Here is a 25776-nt window from a genome sequence, read left to right on the forward strand (position 1 = left end):
CTCAAGCGACCTGCTGAGGAACCATGTCCTCTTTCGAGATACCAGCCACGGAAACAGGCTTCTTCATCGCGTCGCGGCGGAAGGGCTCACCCAGTTCCTGGTTTAGGAGGACTTCGATCAGCGTCGTCTTGCCGTTCTCCATCTGATCCTTGATGGCTTTGTTCAGTACATCGGTCAGCTCTTCCATGCCACGCACGGCCACGCCTTCCAGACCACAGGCCTTGGCGATCCCGGCGTAGGAGACCTCTTCGTCCAGCTCGGTGCCCACGAAGTTGTCGTCAAACCAGAGCGTGGAGTTCCGCTTTTCCGCACCCCACTGGTAATTGCGGAAGACAATCTGAGTGATGGCAGGCCAGTCACCGCGGCCGATGGCCGTCAGCTCGTTGACCGCGATCCCGAAGGCGCCGTCACCGGCAAACCCTACAACGGGGACGTCTGGCTGGCCGATTTTCGCGCCGACGATCGCGGGCAGGCCATAGCCGCAGGGGCCAAAGAGGCCTGGGGCGAGGTATTTTCGGCCCTCATCGAAATCCGGATAAGCGTTGCCGATGGCGCAGTTGTTGCCGATGTCCGACGAAATGATCGCCTCACGCGGCAGGGCGGCGGTGATCGCGCGCCACGCCATGCGAGGGCTCATCCAATCGGGCTTGGCCTGACGCGCACGCTCGTTCCAGGTGGTGCCCGGATCGTCATCCTCGTGCGTCATTTCAGTCAATTGCTGTGCCCAAGCCGACTTCTTCTGGGCGATGTTTGCTTTGCGCTCTGCGCGTCCTGCGTCGCCTGCGGTGTCTGACAGGCCATTCAGGATGCCAGTTGCAACTTTCGCCGCGTCACCCACAATGCCAACAGTGACTTTTTTAGTCAGGCCGATGCGGTCGGGGTTAATGTCGACCTGAATGATAGTTGCATCCGACGGCCAGTAATCCATGCCGTAGCCGGGCAGGGTGGAGAAGGGGTTCAGGCGGGTGCCAAGGCACAGAACAACGTCCGCTTCTTTGATCAACTCCATCCCCGCTTTCGAGCCGTTGTAGCCAAGCGGACCGGCGAACAGCGGGTGATTGCCCGGGAACGCATCATTGTGCTGGTATCCCACGCAAACTGGCGCATCGAGGCGTTCAGCCAGCGCCTTGGAGGCTTCGATGCCACCCTCGGACAGAACCACGCCCGCGCCGTTCAGGATGACAGGGTTTTTCGCGTTCGACAGAATGTCTGCTGCTTTGGCGACGGAGTTCTCTCCACCAGGGGAGCGTTCGAACTCAATGGGCTCTGGAATTTCGATGTCGACCACTTGGGTCCAGAAATCACGCGGAATGTTGAGCTGTGCCGGACCGGACAAGCGCTTGGCCTGGCTGATCACGCGGGTCAGAACCTCGGCCACGCGCGACGGGTCACGAACCTCTTCCTGATAGGCGACCATGTCTTGGAACAGAGCCATTTGCTCCACTTCCTGGAAGCCGCCTTGTCCGATGGTCTTATTGGCCGCTTGCGGTGTGACCAGCAACAGGGGCGTATGGTTCCAATAAGCGGTCTTTACGGCGGTCACGAAGTTGGTGATGCCGGGACCGTTTTGCGCGATCATCATCGACATTTTACCAGTGGCGCGTGTGTAGCCGTCGGACATGAAGCCAGCCGAACCTTCGTGCGCACAATCCCAGAACTTGATCCCAGCGGCCGGGAACAGATCAGAGATCGGCATCATGGCCGAGCCGATAATGCCGAAGGCGTGCTCAATGCCGTGGCGCTGCAACGTTTTGACGAAGGCTTCTTCGGTTGTCATTTTCATGGCGAATCTCCCGAGAGCGGACTCCCCCGTGGGTCCGCAATTGCGCGTTATTGAGCCTAGAAGTCTCGATTTCGGTAGGGCCAGACTTTCGAAATGGATAGGTCCAAAGCGGGCCAGACTGGCGATTCATCGCGCAAGACTGCTTGGCATCATCTTCCTCTGCACAACAGACGCGCCGAAGGCAAGGGGCGGACACGCGCCTGTGGGCCACGAAGAACCTGAAGCGGTCAGATGGAGTCTTTTGCCGATTCCTCGCTCAACGGTTCGTTTAAGTCGCCATCGCTTGCCTGAACTCCAACGCGGCCAATGTGTTTCAGCACCGGACGAACATCTGTCGCGCGCCCCGTTGCGAGCATGACCTCTGACATGAGGACGCGCAGTGCTCGGTCCGTAGGGTTCGTTTCAATCGCTGCGACAAGGATTGCATGTGCGGCCGCCCCATCACCGGATTTAACTGCGATGCGCGCCTTTGCTGCAGCGACGCGGGCGCGCGCCCCGGCGGCCTCAACCCGGTCCATATCTTCTAGGCGACCCTCTTCTTCCGCGACCAGATTGCGGGCGCGCTTAAGGTCGGCGTCAGAGAGCGCGGATTGCAGTTGCGCAAGAAAACCGCTGACCGTTTCCGATTCCGCCATTTCCCTTCGCGTCAACCCAGACGCGCCTTTCGTTGGCGCTAACGGACGATTGTTTAATGCACCCCTAATTTTGCTGCCCATGGCAACTCCCCCAATTGGCCCCACACATTTTCTGGTAATGGCGTCAACCCACACGACGCGAACCACCCACAAACGATAACCCATAGGGCGGTTAATTGTTGGTTAATGTATACACGAATAATCGATGTACCAGAAAATTCGCAGGAAACCGCCTTCCGACACGCTCGTTCTGCACCGATTTCAGGCCAGTTTTGTCGTGCCGCAAGTGATGACGAAAACTATCCGTTGTGCCGTTGCGTCACTTGGGCGATTGCTGCAAGACTATGCCCTGCACCTTTCTGTCCGCGTGCATTTTTGAGCACGTGCCTTCATTTATTTGACCGGAGCTTGACCGTTGCCGCCTAAAAATCTTGTTGCCCTACTTTTCACCACCACCGCCACATTTCTCGCCGCAAGTGCAACCTTGGCTCAAGGCATTGATTTGCCAGCGCAAACCGTAGTTGATGAACAGCTTGCCCAACTGAACCAGAACGTGCCTGGCACGATCTTTGCCATGCAGCCCTATCGCAATGCGCAGACGTTGACCGGTGAGGATGGCACCACCTACACCCTGACCTCGCTGAACCCCCGGGTGAACTCGTGGTTCGTCTTGGAAATCGCTCCGGAAGGGGGGCGGTCGCGCTTCGCTCACTTTGAAAACGGGGCGCCGGACACCTGGGACATCTCCCTGATTGATGAAGATGGCCCAACCCTTCTGATCGAAGGGGAGGGCGACAGTTTTGCCTGTGCCCCATGGGATGATGGTGAATTGGAAGAGGCGCAAACAAGTGCTTTGCCATTCGCGCCCGTTTGCGATTGGAGCCTTTTTGTTCGCAATCCCGTCTCAGGCAATCGCACGACCCGCGAAGCCGTTGCAGAATTCCTGCGCGACAATATCGTTTTTGGCGAATCGATTGTGAATCTAATCAAAGGCGCGTTCTTTGAAGATGCATTCATGGTGTCGTCCGAGGGCGAGGAGGAAGTCGAGGAAATTGACGGTGTCGAGTTGTTGGGAACGGCCTTGCTCGACAGCACGCCCAATATGCGCCCCTACATGGGATTTGAGCTAAGCGGCACCGACGCTGGCGCGATGACAGCTGGATCGTGGTACGAAGTAGAAAGTAGCCCCGGTATCTACGCCTCTGTTATGCAGCCTTCGATGATCGCCAACGAGGTGTTCCAAGTGCCGGGTGCGAACGGATTGGACAGCATCGAGCGGCGCGCGGATGTCTACCTTGTTGCCTTTGACATGGCGCGGTTTGAAATTGGCTATGAATTGGGGACGGAGCATCCCCGGCTTGGCTGGTCGTCTCGTCCTTCCAACCGACACGGGCAAGGACGCGGGCCGGACGGATTTGACCAGCCCGATCCATTGGTCCGGACCGGTATGCTGAGCCCGGCTTTCGTCGAACGTGTTGCGGCGACCTTTACCGGCGGGTTTAAGCGCGACCACGGCGCGTGGCGGTTTGGCGATTACGCGACTTTCAACTACGGCCATCATTACGGCTTCATGCAGAATGGCGTCCTGATTTCCCGCCTGTGGCCAAACCTTGCGACCATGTACCTCACGCAGGATGGTGAGGTCGATATGCGCACCTGGTCGGAAGAAGATGATGCACTTCTGTCCGATCTGGTCTTCGCCCGCCAGAACGGCGTGCCAATTATCGAAGACGGTGTTCCGGGCGGGCGCGTTACCTCTTGGGGCGGCGGCAACTGGTCCGGTGATGCGAATGCGACGCTGCGCACCCTGCGCGGTGGGGCCTGCATGCGAACCGTGGAAGGGCGGCAATTCCTGATATACGCCTACTTCTCTTCGGCCACCCCGTCGGCCATGGCGCGCACATTCCAGGCCTACCAATGCGACTACGCCATGCTGCTCGACATGAATTCGCAGGAGCACACTTACATGGCGCTCTACGTCCATGATGAAGAGGGTGAGGAAGAGATGCAGTGGCAGCACCTCGTCTCGGGCATGGCGGAAGCGGATCCGGACAATGGCCGCATCGCGCGCTTCATCGGTGCGCCGGACAATCGTGATTTCTTTTACCTTTTGCGGAGGCAGTGATGGCTATTCAAACGACCTTGAAGGCGGCCTGTGCGGTGATTGCACTGGTATTGTCAGGCGGCGCGGCGGATGCCCAATCGCTTGCCGAACGCAATGAGCTTCTGTTCCAACAATTGCAGGAAATCCGGGGGCTTTCGAACTCAGAAATCAATCGGGTGCGAGAGATTTTCGCAGGCTCCCCTAATGGCTGGATGGGGCAAGGCAACCCTGCCGTGACGCAGCATCCGCTGACGCCGGAAGAAGCCGCTGCACGTCTTGGCGGCACTGTGGAGCAAGTGCAGGCAAGCTATCGGAACCGCGAATACGAACGCATCTGCGGCGGTCCGTACATGGTGCCGCTCTACGACCCTGAAACGCAAACGCCTCGCGATGCAACGGTTTGTGCGGATATGTTTGAATACCCAAACATCCCAATGGTTTATCCCGTAGTATGGGTGCGCGCCAATGAGGCCGCGCAGCTTTGTGCTGCTGAAGGTGGGCGGATCGGTGATGCGCATGAATGGGAGGGGGCAGCGGCCGGCCAATTGCTGCCGCCGGATTACCCGTTCGACATGATCAGGGGTATGGGCCTTTCCGCCGCTGTGAACACCATGCGGAATTGGCACAATAACCATTACGCCAGCACCTCCGGCACCTATTCCATCGGCGCATGGCAATCCGGCGTGTGTGCGACCGGCTCGTTCAAAAATGCCTCATGCAACGGCGGCTCGTTCCAAGGCTGTGGGTCCAACACCTATCCAGCGGGCAGCTTCCCTTCGTGTCAGTCACCACTTGGGGTCTATGACATCGACGGCAACGCAGCCGAGCATATGAACCTGCCGTTGGCCGAAGATCAGATGGCGTCTGCTGGTTCGACGACGCTCGGCGTGACCGAGATGAAAGGGTCGTGGTTCATTTGGGATACCATCCGCGCACATGAGCATTGGGCCCGGTGGCGCGCACCCTTCTGGCACGGCACCCGCGTGATGAGCGAGGGGAGCCACCGGAATTACCACTTAGGGTTCCGCTGTTTCCGAGACGTGCGGTAAAGCAAATTCGACATATGAAAGCGGCGCCCGATGAGGCGCCGTTTTTCGTTTTAGATGGGGTCGTGTCAGAGAGACGCCAACCGAACCGTCGCGCCCGTCAGCGCGCCGTCCGAATTCAGGAAGCCAGCGTAGCGTTCGTCGGTCAGCAATTCGCGCAGATCGACGGCTTCGCCATTTACATAGGCCGTCCGGCTGACGAGACGGATGCCGTGGGAATAATCCGCGTAATACTCACCATGCACGGTCGACAGTGGCTGGATGGCGTTGCCGTTCGTGCGGTGCCAGCCATAGATCGCCACGCGACCGGGGTTGCGTGACAGGCGGTTGGCGATGACGAGGTCCTTCTTGTGACCGGCCACCAACATGCCCTGCTGCGCCCCGGCGCGAGCGAATTGGGCGTCAATCGTCTGGTCATGGGTCACGAAATAGCTGGTCGACGACATGGACGAGCCGGGTGTCATCGGCGAGGGCGCCACGCGCACATCGGCCTGCCGGTAGATCGCATCCACCATCGAGGTGGTCGGCAGCATCATGTCAAAAGCATCGGCGACGCGCAGGGCGGCGGGCAGGCCAAGCGGCACACGCACATGATCGCTGTCTGATCCGATGGCCAGATAGTCGGGCGTTACGCAGATCGTCACGGTTACGGAGCGGCCGCCGACGGTTCCGTCAAATGTCACGGGATGCAGGTCGCGCATATAACTTGGCATGTTGCCGTTCAGCGCTTCTTGCACCAGCCGGTTGTCGCGGCTTGAGCCGGAACCATTGCCAACCGACGCCATAACGGCGGAGCCCGCCGCAGCGGAGCCGGGGCGGCGTGGCATTTCACGGGCGAGGCGGGGCGAGCAATCACCACCGCTGCCGCCAAACAGGCTGCCGCGCGGGATTTCACCAACCTCGCCACGCGCCACTTCGATCTCCAGATCATCGGGGCGCGCGGCGACGCGGGTCACGAGGCTTTCAGGGCGCAGCGACGGGCGGGGGCTTGCCGCAGCGAGAAGTTCAGAGGTTTGCGGCCCAGTTTCGGGGTCGGGCCATGCTGGCGTTGTAGTGCCATTGGGGCGCGCAATCGGCTCCGGGAAGGTCCGTGCGCGGGCGATTGTGATATTGCGGGCCACGGTCAGAATGTCGGGGCCCTGCGATGGGCGTGGCAAAGGCTCCACACTGGGGCGTCCTTCAACAACAGTGTAGGGCGCGGGTCCGGTCGCACCGGGTTCAACTGCTGCGGGTGCATTCGTTGGTGCAAGGCCCGGTGCCGTGCGTGTGCGTGGCCCCATGTCGATGGCGACAGACACAGTCGTGTCAAAGACTTCGGGGAGCGGATAGGCGTGATCCGGCTGCACGTTTGGGGCGGGTGCACTAGCAACCTCACGCGCCATATCCACGCGCCGCGCATCCAAGGCATTGGAATAGACGACATAACCACAGGTGGAGGTCATAACGGTCGACGCCAGAACCAGCCCCAGAACGCCATTGGGGCGTTCAAAGAAGCCGGGCTTGCGACTTGCTACCTGCACCTTGTCGGCCCGCGCGCGTCCGCGCACGATTTTGGCCGTTACTGTCCCATTCATCTTGAGGCTCTGCCCCTTTGTTATGCCGTCGCGGTGCCTGCCCGCGTCTTGCTGTCCCGTCGATTTGTTCGTCCCTATGACGGAAGTGTTAAATTAGCAACAAGGCCAATTCAGATTGTACATACCGCTTGAATTTTGCGCGGAATCTTGCCAGCCGGGCGTTTTCCCGCTCAGAGCGAGGTTTTCTTGAAGACCGGCTCAGGGATGTTGCGGATCACGGCCATCACGACGCCCCAGATGGGGCGGGTGTAGATGACGTTTTTCTGTTTCTCGACCGCTTTCAGAACGGCTGCCCCAACCTCGGCAGGTTCCGCTGTCAGCGGGCCGGGCGTGTCCATACCATCCAGCATCGCGGTGCGCACGAAGCCGGGCAGGACGGTCACGACATGAACGCCCTTTTTGGCCAAGCGGTTGCGCAGACCCGACAGGAAGGCGGTGAAGCCGGCCTTGGCGGAGCCGTAGACGTAGTTCGACGCGCGCCCCCGGTCGCCTGCAACCGACGAAATGCCGACGATGCTACCAGAGCCCCGTGCCTCCATCGCGTTTGCCAGATGCGCCAGAACGCTGGCCGGGCCCTCAAAGTTGGATCGCATGACATGGGCGGCGGCTTGAGGGTCGGCTTCACTTTGAGCTTGTTCGCCCATTGCGCCGACCGCGCAAACGGCGACCTCTGGCAAAACAGGGAGGCCTTCTACGAATGCCGCGTGACTGTCCAAGGTCAGGGCGTCGAAATCGTGCAGCGTGACCTCTACGCCGTAGCGTGTGCGTAGGTCGGCGGCATCCTCTTCCAGCCTGGCGGAATTACGTGCTGCAAGCTGGATCGGATGCCCTGCCTCGGCAAAGCTGCGGGCGACGGCACGCGCAATGCCCGAGGCCGCGCCAAGGATCAGGACCGGGCCGCTCATAGCCCCAGCCTTTCCGATTGCATGGACGTGAAGCGGTCGGTCAGGCCAGCCTGTTTGCGCATGGCCGCGTAGGCCTTAGCCCGCGGGTCGGCTTTGGCCACTGCCTCCGGCATACGCGCATCTTTCGCAAGGTAGAAGCGCCCGCCATGGGCGAGGGTGATTTCATCCAGTCTGCTCATCAACTCAAGGCTCCGTTCTGACGCGGGGAAGTCCAGGGCCAGCGTATAACCGGGCATTGGGAAGGAAAAATGGCCGGATTGCGACCCGAACCGTTTCAGGACTGACAAGACCGATCCGGTTTGCGAAGCGGCGATTGTGTCCATCAATTCGGCCAGCCCGGCGGCGGATGCCTCTTCCGGGAGCGCGCATTGGAATTGGAGGAAACCGTTCCGCCCATATAGGCGGTTCCAATTCGATAATGCGTCGAGAGGGTAGAAGTAACTGTCCCAATCCACCAGTGCGTGACCGGCGCGCTTGGCCCCGCGCCGCCAGTAGATGCCGGTCAGGGCGCGGAGCCAAAGGCCGCGAAACAGGAAGGGCGGCGCGCCGAACGGGACAGGGAGTTTGCGTTTCTGTCTGACGTCGAAGGGGCGCCAACGGCTTGGCAAATCCTCCAGCGTAGCGTGTCGGCCCAGGAGTAGCAGGGTATGCCCGTGGTGCGGCCCGTCGGAACAGTCGATCCACGCAACGGAATAGGGGGCATCCTGTGTCTCTGCGAAGGCATCGAGCGTGTCTTGAAGCGACGTTAAGGCACGGGTTTCCTGCGCTATATACATCGTCTCTACTTTGCGCAGGCGGATCTGGGCGCGCAGGATCACGCCGGTCAGCCCCATGCCGCCAAGCGTCCAGTCGAACAGGTCATCGCCGGGCGTTGCGCGCGTGACGGTGCCGTCGGGCCCCATAACATCAACCCAGTCCACGCAAGAGCGGAATGAGCCGTCGAGGTGATGGTTCTTGCCATGGACATCCGCCGCAATCGCCCCGCCGAGGCTGACATATTTGGTGCCGGGCGTGACCATGGGAAACCAGCCGCGTGGCAGGAGGGTGTGAATGATATCGGCCAGAAGAACGCCCGCCTCGGCGACCAGAACGCCGTCTTCAAACGACAGCATCCGGTCCATGCCAGTCATGGCCAGCGTTTGCCCCCGGTTCATCGCGGCATCGCCATAGGCGCGGCCATTCCCTCGCGCAATCAGGGCGGCGGTGGCAATGGCGGCCTCTACATCCGCCTGCGTGCGGGCGGATACGATTTTGCACTCCGCTTTCGGGAACCGGCCCCAGCCGCTGATCAAACTCATGCCGCGCCCTCGCGGAAGACGAACCGGCGGTCGAGTTGGTACTTGGTCACATAGCCGATGGTCAGGCCGATAACCGCGCCAAGTTCGCGGGCTAAGTCTGTGCCCCAGATCAGCCAGAATCCGGTCTCCATCGCCCAGAAAATCACGGTCGTGGCCACACCCATCAGCGAATAGAGGCCAAACTGCTTGCCCTGCGCGGCAGCGCCCGCGGTGCGGTCAAAGAAAATCCAGCGCTTGTCCAAGACATATTTCACCACCAGCCCCGCCAGCGTTCCGGCGCCGAGGGCCAGCGTGAACCAAACACCGCTTTCTCCGCCAAGCAGAACTAAGCGCTGAACGGCCAGGTTCACGATCACGGCCACCATGGCGAAGGCTGTGTACCGGATGACCAACGTGGTCCGGCTCATAGGAAAACCGCGCCTAGGGTCAGCACAGCGCAGAATGCGACGACCAGACGCGAGGTGGAGTTTGTCATGGCAAAGATCATCGGATCGTCGTGCATCTCACCCCTGTCTGCGACCAAAACCAATCGGCTGATCCAAAAGATCAAAAGCGGGCAAATGCCCCAAAGCAGCCACGGCGCGCCGAATTTTGCCTGTGTCGCGGGCTCATCCACATAAAGCGCGAGGACCAGCACAGCGAGATAGCCCGATGTGATTGCCATCTGGCTGACCACGCGCCGATCCTCAGGCTGGTAGCCACGGCGCGATGCCTCGCGGCCTGCGGTTTCGCTATCGGTCAGCTCGGCCAACCGCTTCACCGCCGCGAGGGCGAAGAAGATGAACATCGAAAAGGCCAGGATCCATGCCGAAAGCGGTGATCCCATCGCGACGCCGCCTGCAATGATCCTGAGTGTGAATAGGAACGCCAGAACGCAAATGTCGATCAACGTGTGCTGCTTGAGCCGGACGGAATAGGCCACCGTTGCCACGAAATAGAGAGCCACAACCGCCAGCAAAGCAGGCGATACCAGCAGTGCCAGCACAAGGGCTGCAACCAATAATATGGGTATGGCGACCGTCCCGAGCGCTGTGGACAAGGCCCCGGATGCAAATGGCCGGGAGCGCTTGCGCGGGTGGCTGCGATCATCCGTCAGGTCCAAAAGATCGTTGATCAGATAACCCGCAGACGCTGCGAGGCTAAGCGACAGGAACGCCGCCAATACCGGCAAGAGGGCCGGTGCCCCGTAACTCGGGTCGGCAACGAGCGGAACAAGAACCAGCAGGTTCTTCAGCCATTGCTGCGGGCGCATGGCGCGGCTTAGCGCCTCGATAGGCGCTTCGCGTTCCAGATGCTCGGCCGGGGTCGATCCGCTATCCAGTGCCGCGCGCACCCTCGACGATGCGCCGACGGAGATGGCACGCTCTGCCTGCTCCCAAACCACGAGGTCAGCCGCACTGTCACCGATATAAGTGTAGCCGCCCGGGAACCGGTCGATCAGGAATGACGCTTTGTCCACACCCTTCAGGTTGCGCACACCGTCCGAGCCGTGGACCTCGTCAAAAATATCCAGATGCTCCGCGACAGCCTCAGCCATGTCTTGATCGGTGGCTGTAACAAGCGCTGCACGTCCGCCTTCGACCCGCCACGCTTTTACCTTGTCAACCACCTCCGCGTCGTAGGGCAGGGTAGTGACATCAACCTCGGCAAGGTCCGCAATTGCGCGTTTGAACGGCGCCCGCCCGTCGCGCAGTTTCCCCGCCGCCCGCACGGTCGCCCAAAGATCGCGGCCCATCGCGGACCAGAGGCCTTCAAACAGCATGTCGGACCGCAGCAGGGTTCCGTCCAGATCGACCGCAAGAACGGCTGCGTTTGCGTCGGTATCGGGGGTTGCGGAGGGTGGATTTTCGGGCGGCTGTGTCAGTGTTTTCAATCCTTTGAAGCAATGCATCGAAGGTGCCTCACTCCTTCTGGCTTGGCTAGCGGATTCTACGCCGCGCATGGCCCAAATCTATCGACAGCTTTGAACCCGGCGGCTATCGTCGGCCGTGTTGATTTTACTTGGGGAATTGCCTGCCATGAAGCTGCCTTTTGCACTGCGTTCACTCTCTTTGGTTTCTGCCATTGCCTTGATGAGCGGCGCCGCAATAGCCCAGGACGAGACCGCAGCCGAGCGCGCTGCTGCCGTTGAAGATGCCCTTGCCGCGTTCGAGGCGCTGGCAGCCGGTAACACAACGGAAGGGGTGGCCCAAACCGATGCGGAAGAAGACAGCGCAGTCGCGGTTGAAGAGGCGCTTTCCGCCTTCGCTGCACTAGCTGCAGAAACGGCCGCTCGTGCGGAGGAAGAAGCGGCGGAGGCACGGCAGGAGGCTGTCAGTCAGGCGCAGGACGCCTTTGCCGCCTTGGCGGCCGAAACTGCGGCGCGGGCGGAGGAAGAATCTGCCGCAGAGAGGGACGCTGCCGTTGGTGCGGCGCAAGATGCGTTTGCGGCTTTGGCCGCAGAAAGTGCCGCGCGTGCAGAAGAAGAGGCGGCGCAGGAAAGGGCTTCGGCGGTGGAGGCCGCGCAATCCGCCTTTGCTGCAATGGCCGCTGAAGCCGAGGCCGCCGCCTCACGTGAGGCCGCGATTGCCGACGCGCAAGCTGCATTCGAAGCCCTGGCTGCCGAAAGTGCTGCTCGTGCCGAGGCGCAATTGGCGTTGGAAACCTGTATTTCGGTCGCTGGTGAGCCGTCTGCCGAGAATTTCCCGACCGAAGAGGCGCAAGCCGCTGCCCTGAATGCCTTGCGTGAGGCCATGCCCGCCTGTCGTGCCGCCGCCGAAGCTTTGCCGGAGGAGGGCGCACCGTTCTTCCACTTGGCGACGGCCGCGCAAGCATCAGGTCGGCATCGTCGCGCGGTGCCGCTTTATGAGCAGGCTGCCGAAAACGGCGTGATCGCGGCCCTGACCCGGTTGGGCGACTACCATAATTTTGGCCTCCGCCCCGTGCGTGAGGACGCGGCCCAAGCCGTGGAATACTATCGCAGCGCAGCAGAGGCAGGTGATCCTGCAGGCACCGCCACGTTGGCCTTCATGTACCGGCTTGGCCGTGGCGTGGATCAAAGCGGAGCGGAATATCTGCGTCTGATGGAGGAGGCGGCAGCATCGGGATACCCGTTTGCGCAACAAAACCTTGCCGAAACCTACCTCTCCGGCGAAGGCGTCCCGCGTGACGAACTGGAAACTCTCGGGCTTCCAAACGCGCGTGCGGCGGTTCCGTTGCTGGTCTCGCTTGCCAATGAGGGCAGCGTTGAGGCTGTCCAGTCGCTGATTGAGCTTTACTCAGATGGCGCGGAAGGCGTTGCGCCTAGCGATTTCCTGCGCGGTGGATGGGTTGAGACGCTGGCAGAAACTGGCGATCCGGTCGGCATTGCCGAACGCGGTTTCCTTTACGAGCAAGGCATTGGTCGCGCCGCAAACCCCGAACTTGCCGCAGCCGACTATGTGGCTGCACTGGAAACCGGTGAAGTTGATATCGACACAATGCGCGGCACGATTGACGGCCAGACCCCACCATGGGACCGCGACACAGCAATTGCGTTTCAGACCATCCTGGCCGAGCGCGGCGTCTACACCATGCGGATCGACGGGGATGTTGGCCCTGGCACGCGCCGGGCTGCTGACGCGCTGGCAGAAGCCGCTGAGGAATAGCGCCTAGCGGTCCATCGCGTGGTATTCCGCGTTCGGCATCATGTCGGACGCGATGGCAAAGCGATTGGACATGTTGAAAAAGCCGACAACGTCAGCGAGGTCAAAGATGTCTTGCTGGCTGAGGCCCGCGTCGCGGAGCGCCTGACGGTCGGGCTCATCAACTTCCCATGGGGCGGTGGTCAGTTTCCACGCGAAATCGAGCATGGCGCGTTGGCGGGGTTCAATCTGGGCGACGCGGTAGTTCATCACCAGCATCTCACCCAGGTGCGGATCGCCCGACAGATTGCGCACCGCCTGACCGTGCGCCACGAGGCAGTAGAAACAACGGTTGGCGGAGGACACGACCACCGCAACCATTTCTCGTTCCAGCTTGGTCAGGCCGGACGGCGCAAGCATCAGCGTGTTGTAGTATTGCGCAAAGGCCCGCAGCTTGTCCTGATTGGCAGAGAAAGTGCGCAGGACATTGGGGACCATGCCCAGTTTTTCCTGACAAATCTCGAAATACCGCTTCATGTCGTCGTCAAGCGTCTCGGGGTCGGGCAGGTCGTAGATCGAGATATGGTCAGGCTGTGGCATGGCGTCCTCCGGCGTTTTGGAGACCCTGACCGCATCCGCAAAGCCTGTCCAGACGGCTAGAATGGCGTATCGGGTAGTTCCGCTTTTGTGTGGCGCTGCCTGTAGCCGCGTGGCGTGGTGCCGTATTGCTCCCGGAACAGGCGGTGGAAATAGCTCAGGTTCTCAAACCCGCAATCCTGCGCGATGTTTGCGATGGGGTGGGCGGTTCCTGAAAGGATCATGGCGGCGTGTTGGATGCGGATGCGGTTCACGTATTGCGTCGGGCTCAGGCCAAGATGACGCCGCGTTTCACGGCAGACATGGGCCTGTGACCGGCCCGCGGCCTCGATCATCCCCTCAGCCCCGCGCCGAAAAACACGCGGGTCCTGCGCCGCATGCGCCGCCTGGATCAGCCAAGCAGGGGCGCGGTCTTGGGCGTGGGCGGTGGCGTCGAGGACGTGGGTCATGATCGAAAGTAGAAAGTGCTCAATCTTCGCAAGGGACCGGTGCGTCGATTGCAGGGTCAGCATGGCATTCACAGCGCGTTCCCTTTGTGGGCCGTCTAGCCGGATCGACATAGGAAACTCCGTACGCGCCCAGAAGAACTTGCCGGACATTTCGGCGACGTAACGATCTATCAGATGCGCGGCTGTGTCTTGTCGAAACATCACATTCAGGATGCGCCCGCCTGTTCCCGGAGCAGCTTGCAGCGCGTGGCGGTCTGAAGGCCGGATGAAAGTGAGTTGCCCGGTTTCAAGCCGCTCTTCCAACCCATTGATCCAGTGAAAGACCTGCCCCTGTTCAACCAGAAACAGCTCGAAATAGTCGTGGCTATGTTCGATCACCGGGGGCGTCTCGGGCAAATCCTTGCGCACAAAATGATAGGCCTCGCTTACAGCGAGGTATGTATCAATCTTGAACACCTTCTGGGGCAATCGCATGGTTTTAAGCTGTTTTCTGCACCTGCAACATCATGCACAATATCAAAATGCTACATATTTTTGTCAAGATCGGGTCTGCCACGACGAAGCCAACTTCGCTTAGCCTTTACCCAACGGGGAGGATGGAAGCATGGCTCATGCGGGCACGTCGCTTGACCTGCGCTTCAAACCCGCCGAGGCAGCACGCGCCCGGCGGCTGAGCGCATCGGAGATCGAACACTATAACGCGGAAGGCTTTGTCCAGCCGTTTGACGTGTTCGGCACCGATGAAATCACGCGCATCCGGGGCTATTTCGATAAGCTAATGTCCGACCTTGGGCCGGATGGCGCCTATGGCATCAACTGCTATCAGGCGCGCATGGCAGGGATTTGGGATATCGCCACAGATGCGCGTATTCTGGATCTGGTGCAGGACATCATCGGGCCAGACATCATCTGCTGGGCGAGCGCAATTCTTTCAAAGAAGCCAGACGGTTCGCGGCAAGTGCCTTGGCATCAGGACGCGTCGTTCTGGAAATTATCACCGGCCCGAACCGTCACGGTCTGGCTCGCCATCGACGATGCGGACGCGGAGAATGCGGCGATGCGGTTTATTCCCGGCACGCATAATCGTGGGGTGATCGAAACGTCGGAAATGGGCGCCGATAGCGTGTTTCATAAGGGCATTGCGGACGCCGAGCAGTATGGCGCGCCTTTCGTGAATGCGCTGAAGGCGGGGCAGGCATCGTTGCATGCCGACATGCTGGTGCATGGATCAGACATAAACCGCTCGAACCGGCGTCGGTGCGGTTTGACGCTGCGCTACTGTAGCCCCGAAAGCCAGATCACGGACCCGGAGTGGGCGCGTGGCGTTGAGGCGATCATAGCGCGCGGTGCAGACCCGAGCGGGCGTTGGAAACATCATCCGCGGCCTGAGAATGACGATATCCTCGCCACCTCCAGCCCGCATGTTGTGGGGAACAACTGATGTTGAGAATTAGCAATTCGACACACAAACCGGTGCATCTAGAACCGGTCTATTTTCCGTCTAGAACCTGTCTAGACGCGGGAGAGACGGTTTGAAGATCACCTGGTTCGGACATGCCGCCTTCAAGCTGACCGACAGCTCGGGCTTTTCGGTCATCACTGATCCGTACACGCCCGACGGCGTCGGTTACGCGCCGATCAACGAGAGCGCGGATGTTGTCCTGATCTCGTCCGATGATGACAGCGCCCATTGCCGGGCTGATCTTATCCCGGGAAATCCATTGGTTCTGAACGCGCTTGATGTGGCGAAGGCGGGTGGCGCGGGGGAGGCCGGTGGCTTGGCGGTCCACGCGATTGAAGCGATGGAATGGGAGCTGCATCCCGAGCACGACATTCCCGGACAAAACGGAATGTACCGGTTCGAGATGGACGGGCTGAAGATTGCCCACATGGGCGACGTCGGGAACCCGTTGACCGAGGCGCAGCAAGACTTCTTTGCCGATTGTGACGTGCTTCTGGCGCTGGCCGGTGGCTACCTGACGATTGAGCTGCCCGACCTGATGGAGATGATCCACCGGGTGAAGCCCAAGATCATCATTCCGATGCACTTCCGCACGCTCACCTACAAGCCCCGCAACACGATGTGGATCGAAAGCTTTCTGGCGAACTTCCGCGATAACCATGTGGATTTCGCCTCAGCCCATACCATCGACCTGACACCCGCAGATCTGCCCGATCATACGCGCGTTATGGTGATGGATTACGTCCGATAAACCAAAGCCCTCCGGGACGCCGGGGGGAAATACCAAGACCCTAGGGAGGAAACTTGATGAAGAAGACAACTCAAATGCTGCTTGGCACGGCTGCGATGGCGTTGGCCCTTGCCAGCGGTGCGCACGCGCAGGATGTGGCGCGCGAAGATACGGTGATCTTCGATCTGGACCGCACGATCAGCGACCCTGAAAACTTCAACTGGATGACGGACGGGTCCGGCATTCGGCGGATGCACGGCGCGCACCAAACGATGTGGGAGCCGCTGTTCATCCTCAACTACAACACCGGTGAGATGGACCCGTGGCTGGCCTTGGAGGCGAACTCTGACGAGGATGGCGCTGTCTGGACCATTGCGCTGCGCGAGGGTGTCACGTGGTCGGATGGCGAAGCGTTTGACGCGGACGACGTGGTGTTCACCGTCAACATGGCTTTGGAGAATGAGGAACTGACAGCGCGCGAAGTGGCGACGTTGCGCGGGCAGGTGGCCTCGGTCGAGGCGCTGGACAGCCACACGGTGCAATTCACGTTGAACGCCCCGAACCCGCGTTTCGCGGTTGAGAACTTTGGCGTGCGCATCTTCGGCAGCTTCCTGATCATGCCTGAGCATGTTTGGAGCGCGGCAGAAGATCCCGCCACCTTCACTTTCTTCCCACCGATTGGCACTGGCCCCTATGAGTACGAGAGCAGCGCCTCGAACCGTGCAATCTGGGACCGCCGCGAAAGCTGGTGGGGCGCCGAGACCGGCTTCATGGATATGCCTGAGCCCGACCGCGTGATCTTCCTTGAATCGGGCGGTGAGGAAAGCCGCGCGCAGTTGATGATCGCCGGCGATCTGGATGCCTCGCAAAACGTGTCTGTCGGCACCTTTGAGGCCATTCAGGCCCAGAACCCGGCTGTAATCGCTTGGTACGAGGGCTATCCCTATGCCGCCGCCGATCCGTGCCCGCGCCAGTTGGAGATCAACACGACCATCGCGCCGTGGGACAACGCCAACATGCGTCGCGCGGTAAACCACATCATCGACCGCAGCCAGATCGCCAATATCGCGGTGGAAGGGGCGACCACCCCGAGCCAGACGATGTTTGCGGCCTACGGTTCCATGAGCCCGTTCATCGACGCGGTGCTTGAGGCTGGCCATGGCCTGTCTGCTTCGGCGGATGTAGAGGCGGGTCAGGCGCTGATTGAGGCCGAAGGCTGGACCCGCGACGGGGATTACTACACCCGCGATGGTGAGACGCTGTCGGTTGAGATCCATGTGAACTCGGCCTCGACCGAGTACACCCGGACCATTGACCTGATCGTCGAACAGCTTCAGCGGGCGGGCATTGATGCGCGCTCCGTTCCGGTCGAAAACGGCGTGTTCTGGGGTGAGGTCCTGCCGTTCGGCGCCTACGAGATGAGCTATTCGTGGCTGTCGTGCGGATCGGTGAACGAGCCGTGGGCCTCGATGGGTCGTTACACGGTGGCTGATGTGGTGCCGGTGGGCGAGCGTTCGCCCGGCTTCAACAACACGTCCCGCTGGACCGGGGAATCGGCTGAGGCCTATTCCGCCATCGTCGACGAGATGGAAGGCATGGCCGTGGGCGACCCCGCGATCCCGGGCATGGTGGCTGAAGCCTATGGTCATCTGGCTGAAGGCATGCCGTTCATCCCGCTGGTTCAGTCGTTCAAGCTGCTACCCATGAACACGACCTACTGGGAAGGCTGGCCGACCGATGCAAACTACTACAACCATCCGTTCCACTGGTGGAACTCGGGCCATCAGATCATTCACAATCTGACGCGCGCCGAGTGATTTGGCCAAGGGGCGGGGCGTTTTGCGCCTCGCCCACCGGCCCTCAGACGGGGCGTACTCCCTCGCCCCGCCTCACCGAGACACAAAGGTTCAGGCAGATGTCTGACGTTAAGGAATTTTTCGACGAACACGGGTTCTACCACGCGAGGGGCTTGTTTCAGCCCGACGAAGTGGCCGCGCTGGAGCGCGATTTCGATGGGATTGTGCGGCAGCTGACCGCCAGCGGCGAGGTCGTGGATGCCACATGGGATGGCGGAGAGACCGACAAGATCGCAGCCAAGGGTGACGTGATCCTGCATACGCATAACGTGCAGAAGTATTCGCGGACGTGGCTGAACGCCTTTCTCAACCCGCGCTTTCTGGATGTGGCCGAGGCGATTTTGGGCGAGGATATCATCCTGCACCATTCCAAGCTGTTTCAGAAGCCGTCCGAGAACGGCTCCCCCTTTCCGATGCATCAGGATTGGCCGTATTTCCCGACACTTCAGGACAGCATGATCGCGGGCATTATTCATGTGAGCGAAGCGACTGATCAGATGGGGTGCCTGCGGGTTTACCCCGGTTCTCACAAGTTGGGGCGGATCGAAGGGGCCAATGGTCGGCAGCAGAACGACGTGCTGGACCAGTACCCGATTGCCGACGCCACCCCGGTGGAATGCGCGCCCGGTGATGTGGTGTTTTTCCATTACTTCACGTTGCACGGGTCGATGCCGAACCGGGCTGACAAGACCCGCAAGACGGTGCTTTGCCAGCTTTACGATGGACGCGACGCGGTCGAGCCCGGCTGCCCGCACCCCGACGAGCGCATGGTTCTGCGCGGCTGGAACCACACGATTTCCCGCACCGCTGCGGGGCAGGCGGCCTAACGGCGCCGGGACATATTCGGGGACGGCCCGGCAAGAGGCCGCCCCATTAACCAAACGGGAGGAAAGCGCATGGCGACGGGACTGGCACGGTATCTGTTGAACCGCGTCTTCACGCTGTTTCTGACGGTGTTCATTGCCGCCACGCTGATCTGGATCATCCCGCGGCTTTCGCCGGTGAACCCGATTGACGCAATGCTGGGGCGCATGGCTTCGGGCGGCGGGACGATCGAAAATTCGGGCGCGATCATGGAGCAGTTGATGGAGCGCTTCGGCTTCAACGATCCATGGTACGTGCAGTACTGGCTTTATATCAAGAACACGCTGACCTTCGATTTCGGCCTGTCCACCAACTCCTTCCCGACACCAGTGGCGCAGATGATCGGCGATGCGCTGCCGTGGACCATTGGCCTGATGATGGTGGCGCTGATCATTACCTTCATCATCGGCAATCTGTTGGGCGCTTTGATGGTCTGGGAACACACGCCGCGCCCGTGGAAAGCGGTGATCCCCGCGATGATGGTCTTCACCTCCATGCCGCCGATCCTGTCGGGGCTGCTGTTGATGTACATCTTCTCCAGCACCTTGCCGTGGTTCCCGTTGAATGGGGCATATGGCATCCGGGTGGAGCCGGAATGGAGCCTGTCGTTCATCGGGTCGGTCATCCACCACGGCGTCTTGCCGGCCATGTCTATCGTTGTCGTAACGTTCGGGTTTTGGGCACTTGGCATGCGCGGTCTGATGATCACGGTGCAGGGCGAGGATTACACGGTTCTGGCCAAGGCCAAGGGCCTGAAAAAGCGCTACATTCTGTACAAATACATGATCCGCAATGCGATCCTGCCGCAGATCACGGCCTTCGCTCTGAAGATCGGGATGCTGGTGGCGGGGCAGGTTCTGGTGGAGCGTATCTTTGCCTATCCGGGGATGGGCAAGCTGCTCTACGACGCGATCCTCACGCAGGATTACCCGGTCATACAAGGGGTCAGCTTCGTCATTATCCTGATGACGGCCTTGGCGGTGTTCCTTGTCGATTTGCTTTACCCGCTGATCGATCCACGCATTCGGTTGGGAGGGTAAAGAGATGTCTGATCCTACAAACGCAGCCGCACCGGAGACTGCCGCGCCCGACATGGCGGGTCTGACGAAGCGTCAGCTCAAGCGCATGAAGCGGTTCGACAATCCGTGGAACAATCCGAAACTGATCTGGGGCATCACCCTTTTGATGGGGATCGTGGCCCTTGGGATTTTCGGGCGCATCTTCTGGGACACCGACCTTGTGTTCACCGGCGCGGTCATGCCGAGCCAAGCGCCCGTGGGCTTTGAGAACCTGCGCGGGCAGGTTGGTCTGGCCTCCAGCCCGCTAGGCACCGATGTGGCAGGCAAGGACCTGCTCGCGCTGTTGATCGTGGGCGCGCCGAACTCGCTGTATGTCGGTGTGCTGGCTTCGCTGATCGGCATGTCGCTTGGCATCTTTCTGGGTTTCACAGCGGGTTACACCGGGGGACGCGTCGATGACGTGATCCGGGTGGGGTCGGATGTGATGATCACTATTCCGCCGCTGCTGATCCTTGTCGTGGTTCAAGCCAGCTTCGGGGACATCACGCTGACAATGATGTCACTCTTGATCGCAGCCTTCGTCTGGCAATCGCCCACGCGCCTGATCCGGGCGCAGGTCCTGTCGATGCGCGAGAGTGGGTATGTGCAGATGGCGCGGCTGTCGGGCGCGTCGGACCGGCACATCATGTTTCGAGAGATGCTGCCCAATCTGGTGCCGTACCTTTTTGGCTCATTCATCGCGAACGTCACCACGTCGATTGTGACGGCGGTGGGGTTGGAGGTTCTGGGCCTTGGCCCGCAACGTGTGCCGACGCTAGGCCGGGTGATCTATGACGCCATCGACAGTGCCGCGTTGACGCGGGACATGTGGTGGTGGTGGGGCTTTCCGACTGTCCTTCTGATGGTGATGTTCATCGGGCTCTTGTTGATCAATCTGGGGCTCGATGAGGTGTCGAACCCGCGCCTGAGGAGGTTGTGAGATGAGCGTCCTCGACATCAAGAACATCCATATCGACTTCCCGACCTCCAAGGGCGTTGTTCATGCCGTCACCGATGTGACGCTGTCCGTCGAGAAGGGGCGCCGGATCGGGTTCATCGGTGAAAGCGGGTCGGGCAAGACCACGACCGCGCTGGCCGCGATGCGGATGCTGGCCAATCCGGGATTCGTTGCGAGTGGCGAGGTGCATCTGAATTCGTTGGAGGGTGACACAAACGTTCTGCACCTCGACGAGGAAGGGATGCGGCGGGTCCGTCTGCGCAAGATCAGCTACATCCCGCAGGGGGCGATGAACTCGCTTAACCCGGTCATGCGGGTGGAGGCGCAGATCTGGGATGCCGTTGTCGCCCATGAAGGGGCGTTGGAGCAGACGGCGCTGCAGGAGCGGTCCAATACGGCGCTTGAGGGTGTTGGGCTGGATCCAAAGGTCGTGGGGCGGCTGTATCCGCATGAGTTGAGCGGTGGCATGAAACAGCGTGTCTGTATCGCCATTGGCACCTGCCTGACACCGGACCTGATCATTGCGGATGAGCCGACCTCGGCGCTCGATGTCATCACGCAACGCCATGTCATGCAGACCTTGCGGGAGATGCAGGCGAAGATCGGTGCGGGCCTGATCCTGATCGGTCACGACATGGGGCTGATGGCGCAATCGGTCGATGACATCGCGGTGCTGAAAAAGGGCGTGCTGGTGGAATTCGGCCCGGTCCGAAAGATCATCGAGAATGCCGAACATCCCTACACGCGTGAGCTGATTTCATCGGTCCCGCTGGTCGGCGGAGACAGCTTTCTAAACGCGCAGGCTGCACCGCCCAAGGGTGAGGCGCTGGATGTGCCGCTGTTGGAGTTGGACGGTGTCAGCAAGGTCTACGGCGCGGTCACGGCGCTGCATCCGATGAGCTTCGCTCTGGACGGGGAGGAGCCAAAGATCATCTCCATCGTCGGGCAATCGGGGTCGGGCAAATCGACCATGGGCTCGCTCATGTTGGGGTTCAATGACCCGACGGCGGGTGCTGTGCGGTTCAAGGGCGACGACATCAACCGGATGAACGCGGGTGAGCGGCTGGAGTTTCGCAAGCAGGTGCAGGCGGTGTTCCAAGACCCCTATGCCTGTTTCAACCCGTTCTACCGGGTCAATCACGCTCTGAAATTCCCGTTTGAGAACTTTGGGATGCAGGGCGATGTTGACGCGGAAATGCACAAGGCCTGCGAAGCGGTGGGTCTTGATCCGTCGCTGGTTCTGGGTCGCTATCCGCACCAGCTTTCCGGCGGGCAGCGTCAGCGCCTGATCGTGGCGCGGGCCCTGATGCTATCGCCCAAGCTGTTGATCGCGGATGAGCCTGTGTCGATGGTGGATGCCAGCCTGCGGGCCACGATCCTCGCCAATATCCACGACCTCAAGGACAAGCACGGGATTTCGATCATCTACATCACCCATGACCTGGCGACGGCCTATCATGTGAGTGACTACGTGATGGTTCTCTACCACGGTCATGTGGTCGAAGCCGGGCCGCCTAAAGAAGTGATCGGCGATCCGCAGCATGCCTACACGCGGCTTTTGATCGACTCGATCCCATGGCCCGACCTGGATCGCGACTGGGGCGATGCGGGCGATGCGCGCGCGGCCTTAGACGCGCTGGCTGAGATCGGCGGCACGCCCGAGACGGTCTATCGCGGGGATATCCCCGGTTTCACGTTGAGGCAGGGCTGAGCGATGCCGTCGCACCGGATGCGACTGACGGCGGAGAAAGTGGCCCAACGCCTGCGGCTGATCGCACCCATGGTGGCGGCGCGTCGGGCGCCCATTGACCTATTTGTGTTGGAAGAATTGCCGGATGCGACGGCGCGCCCCGATCTAAGCCTGTTTGCCTGCAACGCCTCTGGCCCACGGTTGGACTGGAATGCCTATTGGGGCGGACAGGATATGCATTTCGTCCTGCGGTCGCGCTTTACAGTGCCCAAAGGCTGGCGGCATCCCGCGCTGCACCTGCCTTTGGGCGTGGCGGGGGATATTTTCACCCATCCCGAGGGCTTGCTCCATATCGACGGCGAAGCGATTGCCTCCGCTGACCGGTATCATCACACGATCGAAATCCCCGCTCGCTTCGCCGATGGTCTGCCCCACGATTTGCTGATCCACGGCTGGACAGGTCTGTCGGGCTGGCCGCCGGATCCGAACAATCGCACGCAGCTTCTGATGAAGGAATGCTCCGTGATCGAGATCGACAGGGCGCTGGAAGGGTTCCAGACGATGGCGGAGGTGGCGCTCGATCTGTGTTCAGAACTGAACGACAACCGCCCCGAAAAACACGCGATCCTGACGGCGCTCGATCAGGCGTTCCTGACCCTCGATACACGCGATCCGATGGGCGAGGACTTCCGCCGCTCGGTCGCGCCGGCCACGGCCAAGCTATTGGAGGGACTCGAAAAAGCGGGGCCGTCGCTGGACATTCACCTGCACGCGGCGGGCCATGCACATATGGATGTGGCCTATCTCTGGCCCATCGCACAGATCCGGCAGAAGAACGCGCGGACCTATTCCAACGTGCTGCGGCTGATGGAGAAGCACCCGGAATTCCAATTCAGCCATTCGCAACCGCAACTCTACGATTGGACGGCAGAGGATTTCCCCGAGATCTTTGAGGGCATCAAGACCCGCGTGGCCCAAGGCCGGTGGGAGGTTCTGGGGGGTATGTGGGTAGAACCCGACGCGAACATGCCGGGGCCAGAGGCGCTAGTGCGCCAGATCGCACTGGCCCGGCGCTATTGTGACGAGACGTTCGGCGAAGGGGCCGAGACACCCGTTTTATGGTTGCCCGATACCTTCGGGTTTCCTGGCTGTCTGCCGCAATTGATGAAACAGGCCGGGCTGCGTTGGTTCGTGACCAACAAAGTGAACTGGAACCAATACAACCAGATGCCCGCCTCAACCACTTGGTGGGAGGGGATCGACGGCTCCCGCGTGATGGCGCAATTCCTTACGACCCCGCGCGAAGTTCAGCACCTACCGTTTCCAACCAACTACAAATCCGACCTGACGGCGGAGGAGGTTGTGGGAACTTGGTCTCGCTCTACCGTGAAGGATCGCGTGCGCGATTTGCTGATCTGTTACGGCTATGGCGATGGCGGCGGTGGGCCAACGGATGAATTGATCCGCAAGGCCAAGGTCTGGTCGGCCATGCCGGGTGCCCCACAACTCAAGCCCTCAACGGTGCGGGCGTTCTTTGAGGCGCTGGAGGACAAGGCGCAGAACCTGCCGGTCTGGCAGGGGGAGTTCTATCTGGAAGGCCATCGCGGGGTTCTGACCAGCCAGGGCTGGATCAAACGGGCCAACCGCAAGGCTGAAGTCGCGCTGCACGACGCGGAGCTGGCCATGGCGCTGGCGATGGTGCGCGGACGCGCGCCCGAGGATCTGAGGGCTGCGTGGCAGCGGCTTTGCACCAACCAGTTCCATGACATCCTGACCGGTACCTCAATAGGTGCGGTGTTCGAGGATGCGCGCGCCGATTTCGACTGGATCATGCAGCAGGTTGAAGGGGTGCTTGCGCGCGCCGGGGCGGCGTTGGTCCCGGAGGGTGCGGATTGGCTCGTGCTGGACGGCGCCCCGTTGCCGGGACCGCGGCAGGTTGTGCTTGACGCGCCAGCCGCCGAGAACGGCAGGGCCTTACCTGCCCAAACCGTTGCAGATGGCGTGCTGGTTGAAATGCCGGAAGGAGCGTCGCTTTCGGCCCGCGCCCTGCAAAGGGCCGAGACCGGCGCGCAGGTGGATGGTGCGCGCGCCTCTATGGCGGAGAATGGCGGGGCGGTTCTGGAAAACGACCTGCTGCGCGTCGAGATCGGTGATCACGGCATGATCGCGCGGCTCTACGACAAACGCGCCGGGCGCGATGTTCTGAAACCCGAGGCGCTCGGCAACCGTTTGGAACTGTTCGAAGACCGCCCTGTCAGCTGGGATGCTTGGGACATCGATATCTTCTTTGAAGATCGCGGTGAATTGGTCGGCGGGTTGACCCGGATCGACGTGCTAGAGACAGGCCCCTTGCGCGCGATCGTTGAGGTCGAGCGCGCGTTTCGTCAGAGCCGGATCACGCAGCGGATTGTGCTGCGGCGTGGCTCCGCCCGGGTCGATTTCGAAACGGACGTGGATTGGCACGAGACGCACTTGCTGCTGAAAGCGGCCTTCCCCGTCGATATTCGGGCGAGCCGCGCGACCTTTGACATTCAATGGGGTCAGATCGACCGGCCCACCCATCGCAATACCTCCTGGGATGCCGCTCAGTTTGAGGTGCCAGCGCAAAAATGGGCGGACCTGAGCGAGGGCGACTACGGCGTCGCGCTGCTCAACGATTGCAAATACGGCTACGATGTGCGCGACGATGTGTTGCGCCTGTCACTGATCAAATCTGCCACGATGCCAGATGCCGGAGCTGACCAGGGCGCGCACCGCTTCACCTACGCATTGCTGCCGCATCTGGGTAACACGCGCGTGGATGTGCGGGCCGAATCCTATGCGCTGAACTATCCGCCGCGTGTTCTGCGCGGGCCCGGGCAGGGGAGCTTGGCCGCGCCCTTGGTGCGCAGCCTGTCAGACCGCGCAGTGATCGAGACGGTGAAACCGGCCGAGGATGGCGATGGCGTGATTGTGCGCTTGTTCGAGGCCCATGCAACGCGCGGGCCGGTGGATTTGGCAGTCTCGGATGCGGTCACTGCCGTCGAACAGGTTGGCCTGCTTGAAGACGGCGGCACCCCCCTTGCGCTTACGGACGGAACGTTATCCTTCCCGCTCTCGCCCTACGAGATCGTGACCTTGCGCCTGAGATTGCACTGACGCGTCCCGCAACGAGCGGCATGTCTT

Annotated in this window: 20 protein-coding genes; 11 read left to right on the top strand and 9 right to left on the bottom strand. The window is 61.0% G+C overall.

Annotated features, from left to right (window positions below; genetic code table 11):
* Window position 1: 1 nt before the first annotated feature.
* Both xsc and V8J81_RS04235 read right to left on the bottom strand, forming a co-directional pair.
* On the bottom strand, window positions 2-1783 hold the full coding sequence (gene xsc / locus V8J81_RS04230; protein WP_368474500.1) for a sulfoacetaldehyde acetyltransferase: 1782 nt from the start codon (window positions 1781-1783) through the stop codon (window positions 2-4).
* A 227-nt stretch (window positions 1784-2010) separates the two neighbouring features.
* The gene (locus tag V8J81_RS04235) at window positions 2011-2418 is read right to left on the bottom strand and encodes a tetratricopeptide repeat protein (RefSeq protein WP_368474501.1); all 408 of its coding nucleotides are present in this window, start codon (window positions 2416-2418) and stop codon (window positions 2011-2013) included.
* A 502-nt stretch (window positions 2419-2920) separates the two neighbouring features.
* Between V8J81_RS04235 and V8J81_RS04240 the strand changes: the two genes are divergently transcribed.
* Together V8J81_RS04240 and V8J81_RS04245 are read left to right on the top strand one after the other, a co-directional pair.
* Window positions 2921-4543, top strand: a complete 1623-nt coding sequence (locus V8J81_RS04240; protein ID WP_368474502.1) for a hypothetical protein — start codon at window positions 2921-2923, stop codon at window positions 4541-4543.
* Window positions 4543-5571, top strand: coding sequence for an SUMF1/EgtB/PvdO family nonheme iron enzyme (locus tag V8J81_RS04245; RefSeq protein WP_368474503.1), 1029 nt, complete (start codon window positions 4543-4545; stop codon window positions 5569-5571). Before V8J81_RS04240 ends, V8J81_RS04245 begins: the two co-directional genes overlap by 1 nt.
* A gap of 65 nt (window positions 5572-5636) precedes the next feature.
* On the opposite strand, the gene V8J81_RS04250 is transcribed toward V8J81_RS04245, so the two are convergent.
* From V8J81_RS04250 to V8J81_RS04270, 5 genes are all read right to left on the bottom strand, one after another.
* The gene (locus V8J81_RS04250) at window positions 5637-7142 is read right to left on the bottom strand and encodes a hypothetical protein (protein WP_368474504.1); all 1506 of its coding nucleotides are present in this window, start codon (window positions 7140-7142) and stop codon (window positions 5637-5639) included.
* A gap of 170 nt (window positions 7143-7312) precedes the next feature.
* Window positions 7313-8047 (bottom strand): SDR family oxidoreductase, encoded by a 735-nt coding sequence (locus V8J81_RS04255; protein WP_368474505.1) that lies wholly within the window; start codon window positions 8045-8047, stop codon window positions 7313-7315.
* Window positions 8044-9345: an FAD-binding oxidoreductase gene (locus tag V8J81_RS04260; protein WP_368474506.1), complete on the bottom strand. Its 1302-nt coding sequence runs from the start codon at window positions 9343-9345 to the stop codon at window positions 8044-8046. The genes V8J81_RS04255 and V8J81_RS04260 overlap by 4 nt, the downstream gene beginning before the upstream one ends.
* Entirely contained in the window at window positions 9342-9752 is a 411-nt protein-coding gene (locus tag V8J81_RS04265; protein WP_368474507.1) for a GtrA family protein, read from the bottom strand. The genes V8J81_RS04260 and V8J81_RS04265 overlap by 4 nt, the downstream gene beginning before the upstream one ends.
* Entirely contained in the window at window positions 9749-11218 is a 1470-nt protein-coding gene (locus V8J81_RS04270; protein ID WP_368474508.1) for a UbiA family prenyltransferase, read from the bottom strand. The genes V8J81_RS04265 and V8J81_RS04270 overlap by 4 nt, the downstream gene beginning before the upstream one ends.
* A gap of 199 nt (window positions 11219-11417) precedes the next feature.
* Between V8J81_RS04270 and V8J81_RS04275 the strand changes: the two genes are divergently transcribed.
* Window positions 11418-12971, top strand: a complete 1554-nt coding sequence (locus V8J81_RS04275; RefSeq protein WP_368474509.1) for a tetratricopeptide repeat protein — start codon at window positions 11418-11420, stop codon at window positions 12969-12971.
* Between the two features lie 3 nt (window positions 12972-12974).
* Here V8J81_RS04275 and V8J81_RS04280 read toward each other — a convergent pair whose 3' ends face one another.
* The gene (locus V8J81_RS04280; RefSeq protein WP_368474510.1) at window positions 12975-13547 is read right to left on the bottom strand and encodes a peroxidase-related enzyme; all 573 of its coding nucleotides are present in this window, start codon (window positions 13545-13547) and stop codon (window positions 12975-12977) included.
* A gap of 56 nt (window positions 13548-13603) precedes the next feature.
* Window positions 13604-14467, bottom strand: coding sequence for a helix-turn-helix transcriptional regulator (locus V8J81_RS04285; RefSeq protein WP_368474511.1), 864 nt, complete (start codon window positions 14465-14467; stop codon window positions 13604-13606).
* Between the two features lie 130 nt (window positions 14468-14597).
* On the opposite strand from V8J81_RS04285, the gene V8J81_RS04290 reads away from it, so the two are divergent.
* From V8J81_RS04290 to V8J81_RS04325, 8 genes are all read left to right on the top strand, one after another.
* Window positions 14598-15434, top strand: coding sequence for a phytanoyl-CoA dioxygenase family protein (locus V8J81_RS04290; protein WP_368474512.1), 837 nt, complete (start codon window positions 14598-14600; stop codon window positions 15432-15434).
* A 91-nt stretch (window positions 15435-15525) separates the two neighbouring features.
* Window positions 15526-16206, top strand: coding sequence for an MBL fold metallo-hydrolase (locus V8J81_RS04295; protein WP_368474513.1), 681 nt, complete (start codon window positions 15526-15528; stop codon window positions 16204-16206).
* A 56-nt stretch (window positions 16207-16262) separates the two neighbouring features.
* Complete coding sequence (locus V8J81_RS04300; RefSeq protein ID WP_368474514.1) at window positions 16263-18002, top strand: ABC transporter substrate-binding protein; 1740 nt, start codon at window positions 16263-16265, stop codon at window positions 18000-18002.
* A 98-nt stretch (window positions 18003-18100) separates the two neighbouring features.
* Window positions 18101-18868, top strand: coding sequence for a phytanoyl-CoA dioxygenase family protein (locus V8J81_RS04305; protein ID WP_368474515.1), 768 nt, complete (start codon window positions 18101-18103; stop codon window positions 18866-18868).
* Between the two features lie 69 nt (window positions 18869-18937).
* Entirely contained in the window at window positions 18938-19945 is a 1008-nt protein-coding gene (locus V8J81_RS04310; protein ID WP_368474516.1) for an ABC transporter permease, read from the top strand.
* Between the two features lie 4 nt (window positions 19946-19949).
* Entirely contained in the window at window positions 19950-20903 is a 954-nt protein-coding gene (locus V8J81_RS04315; RefSeq protein WP_368474517.1) for an ABC transporter permease, read from the top strand.
* 1 nt (window position 20904) lies between these two features.
* Window positions 20905-22632 carry an ABC transporter ATP-binding protein gene (locus tag V8J81_RS04320; RefSeq protein ID WP_368474518.1) on the top strand — a complete coding sequence of 576 codons (1728 nt, stop codon included), beginning with the start codon at window positions 20905-20907 and terminating at the stop codon, window positions 22630-22632.
* Window positions 22633-22650: 18 nt separating this feature from the next.
* Window positions 22651-25749 (top strand): alpha-mannosidase, encoded by a 3099-nt coding sequence (locus tag V8J81_RS04325; protein WP_368474519.1) that lies wholly within the window; start codon window positions 22651-22653, stop codon window positions 25747-25749.
* Window positions 25750-25776: the final 27 nt, after the last annotated feature.

Source organism: Gymnodinialimonas sp. 202GB13-11 (assembly GCF_040932485.1).
Lineage (GTDB): Bacteria > Pseudomonadota > Alphaproteobacteria > Rhodobacterales > Rhodobacteraceae > Gymnodinialimonas > Gymnodinialimonas hymeniacidonis.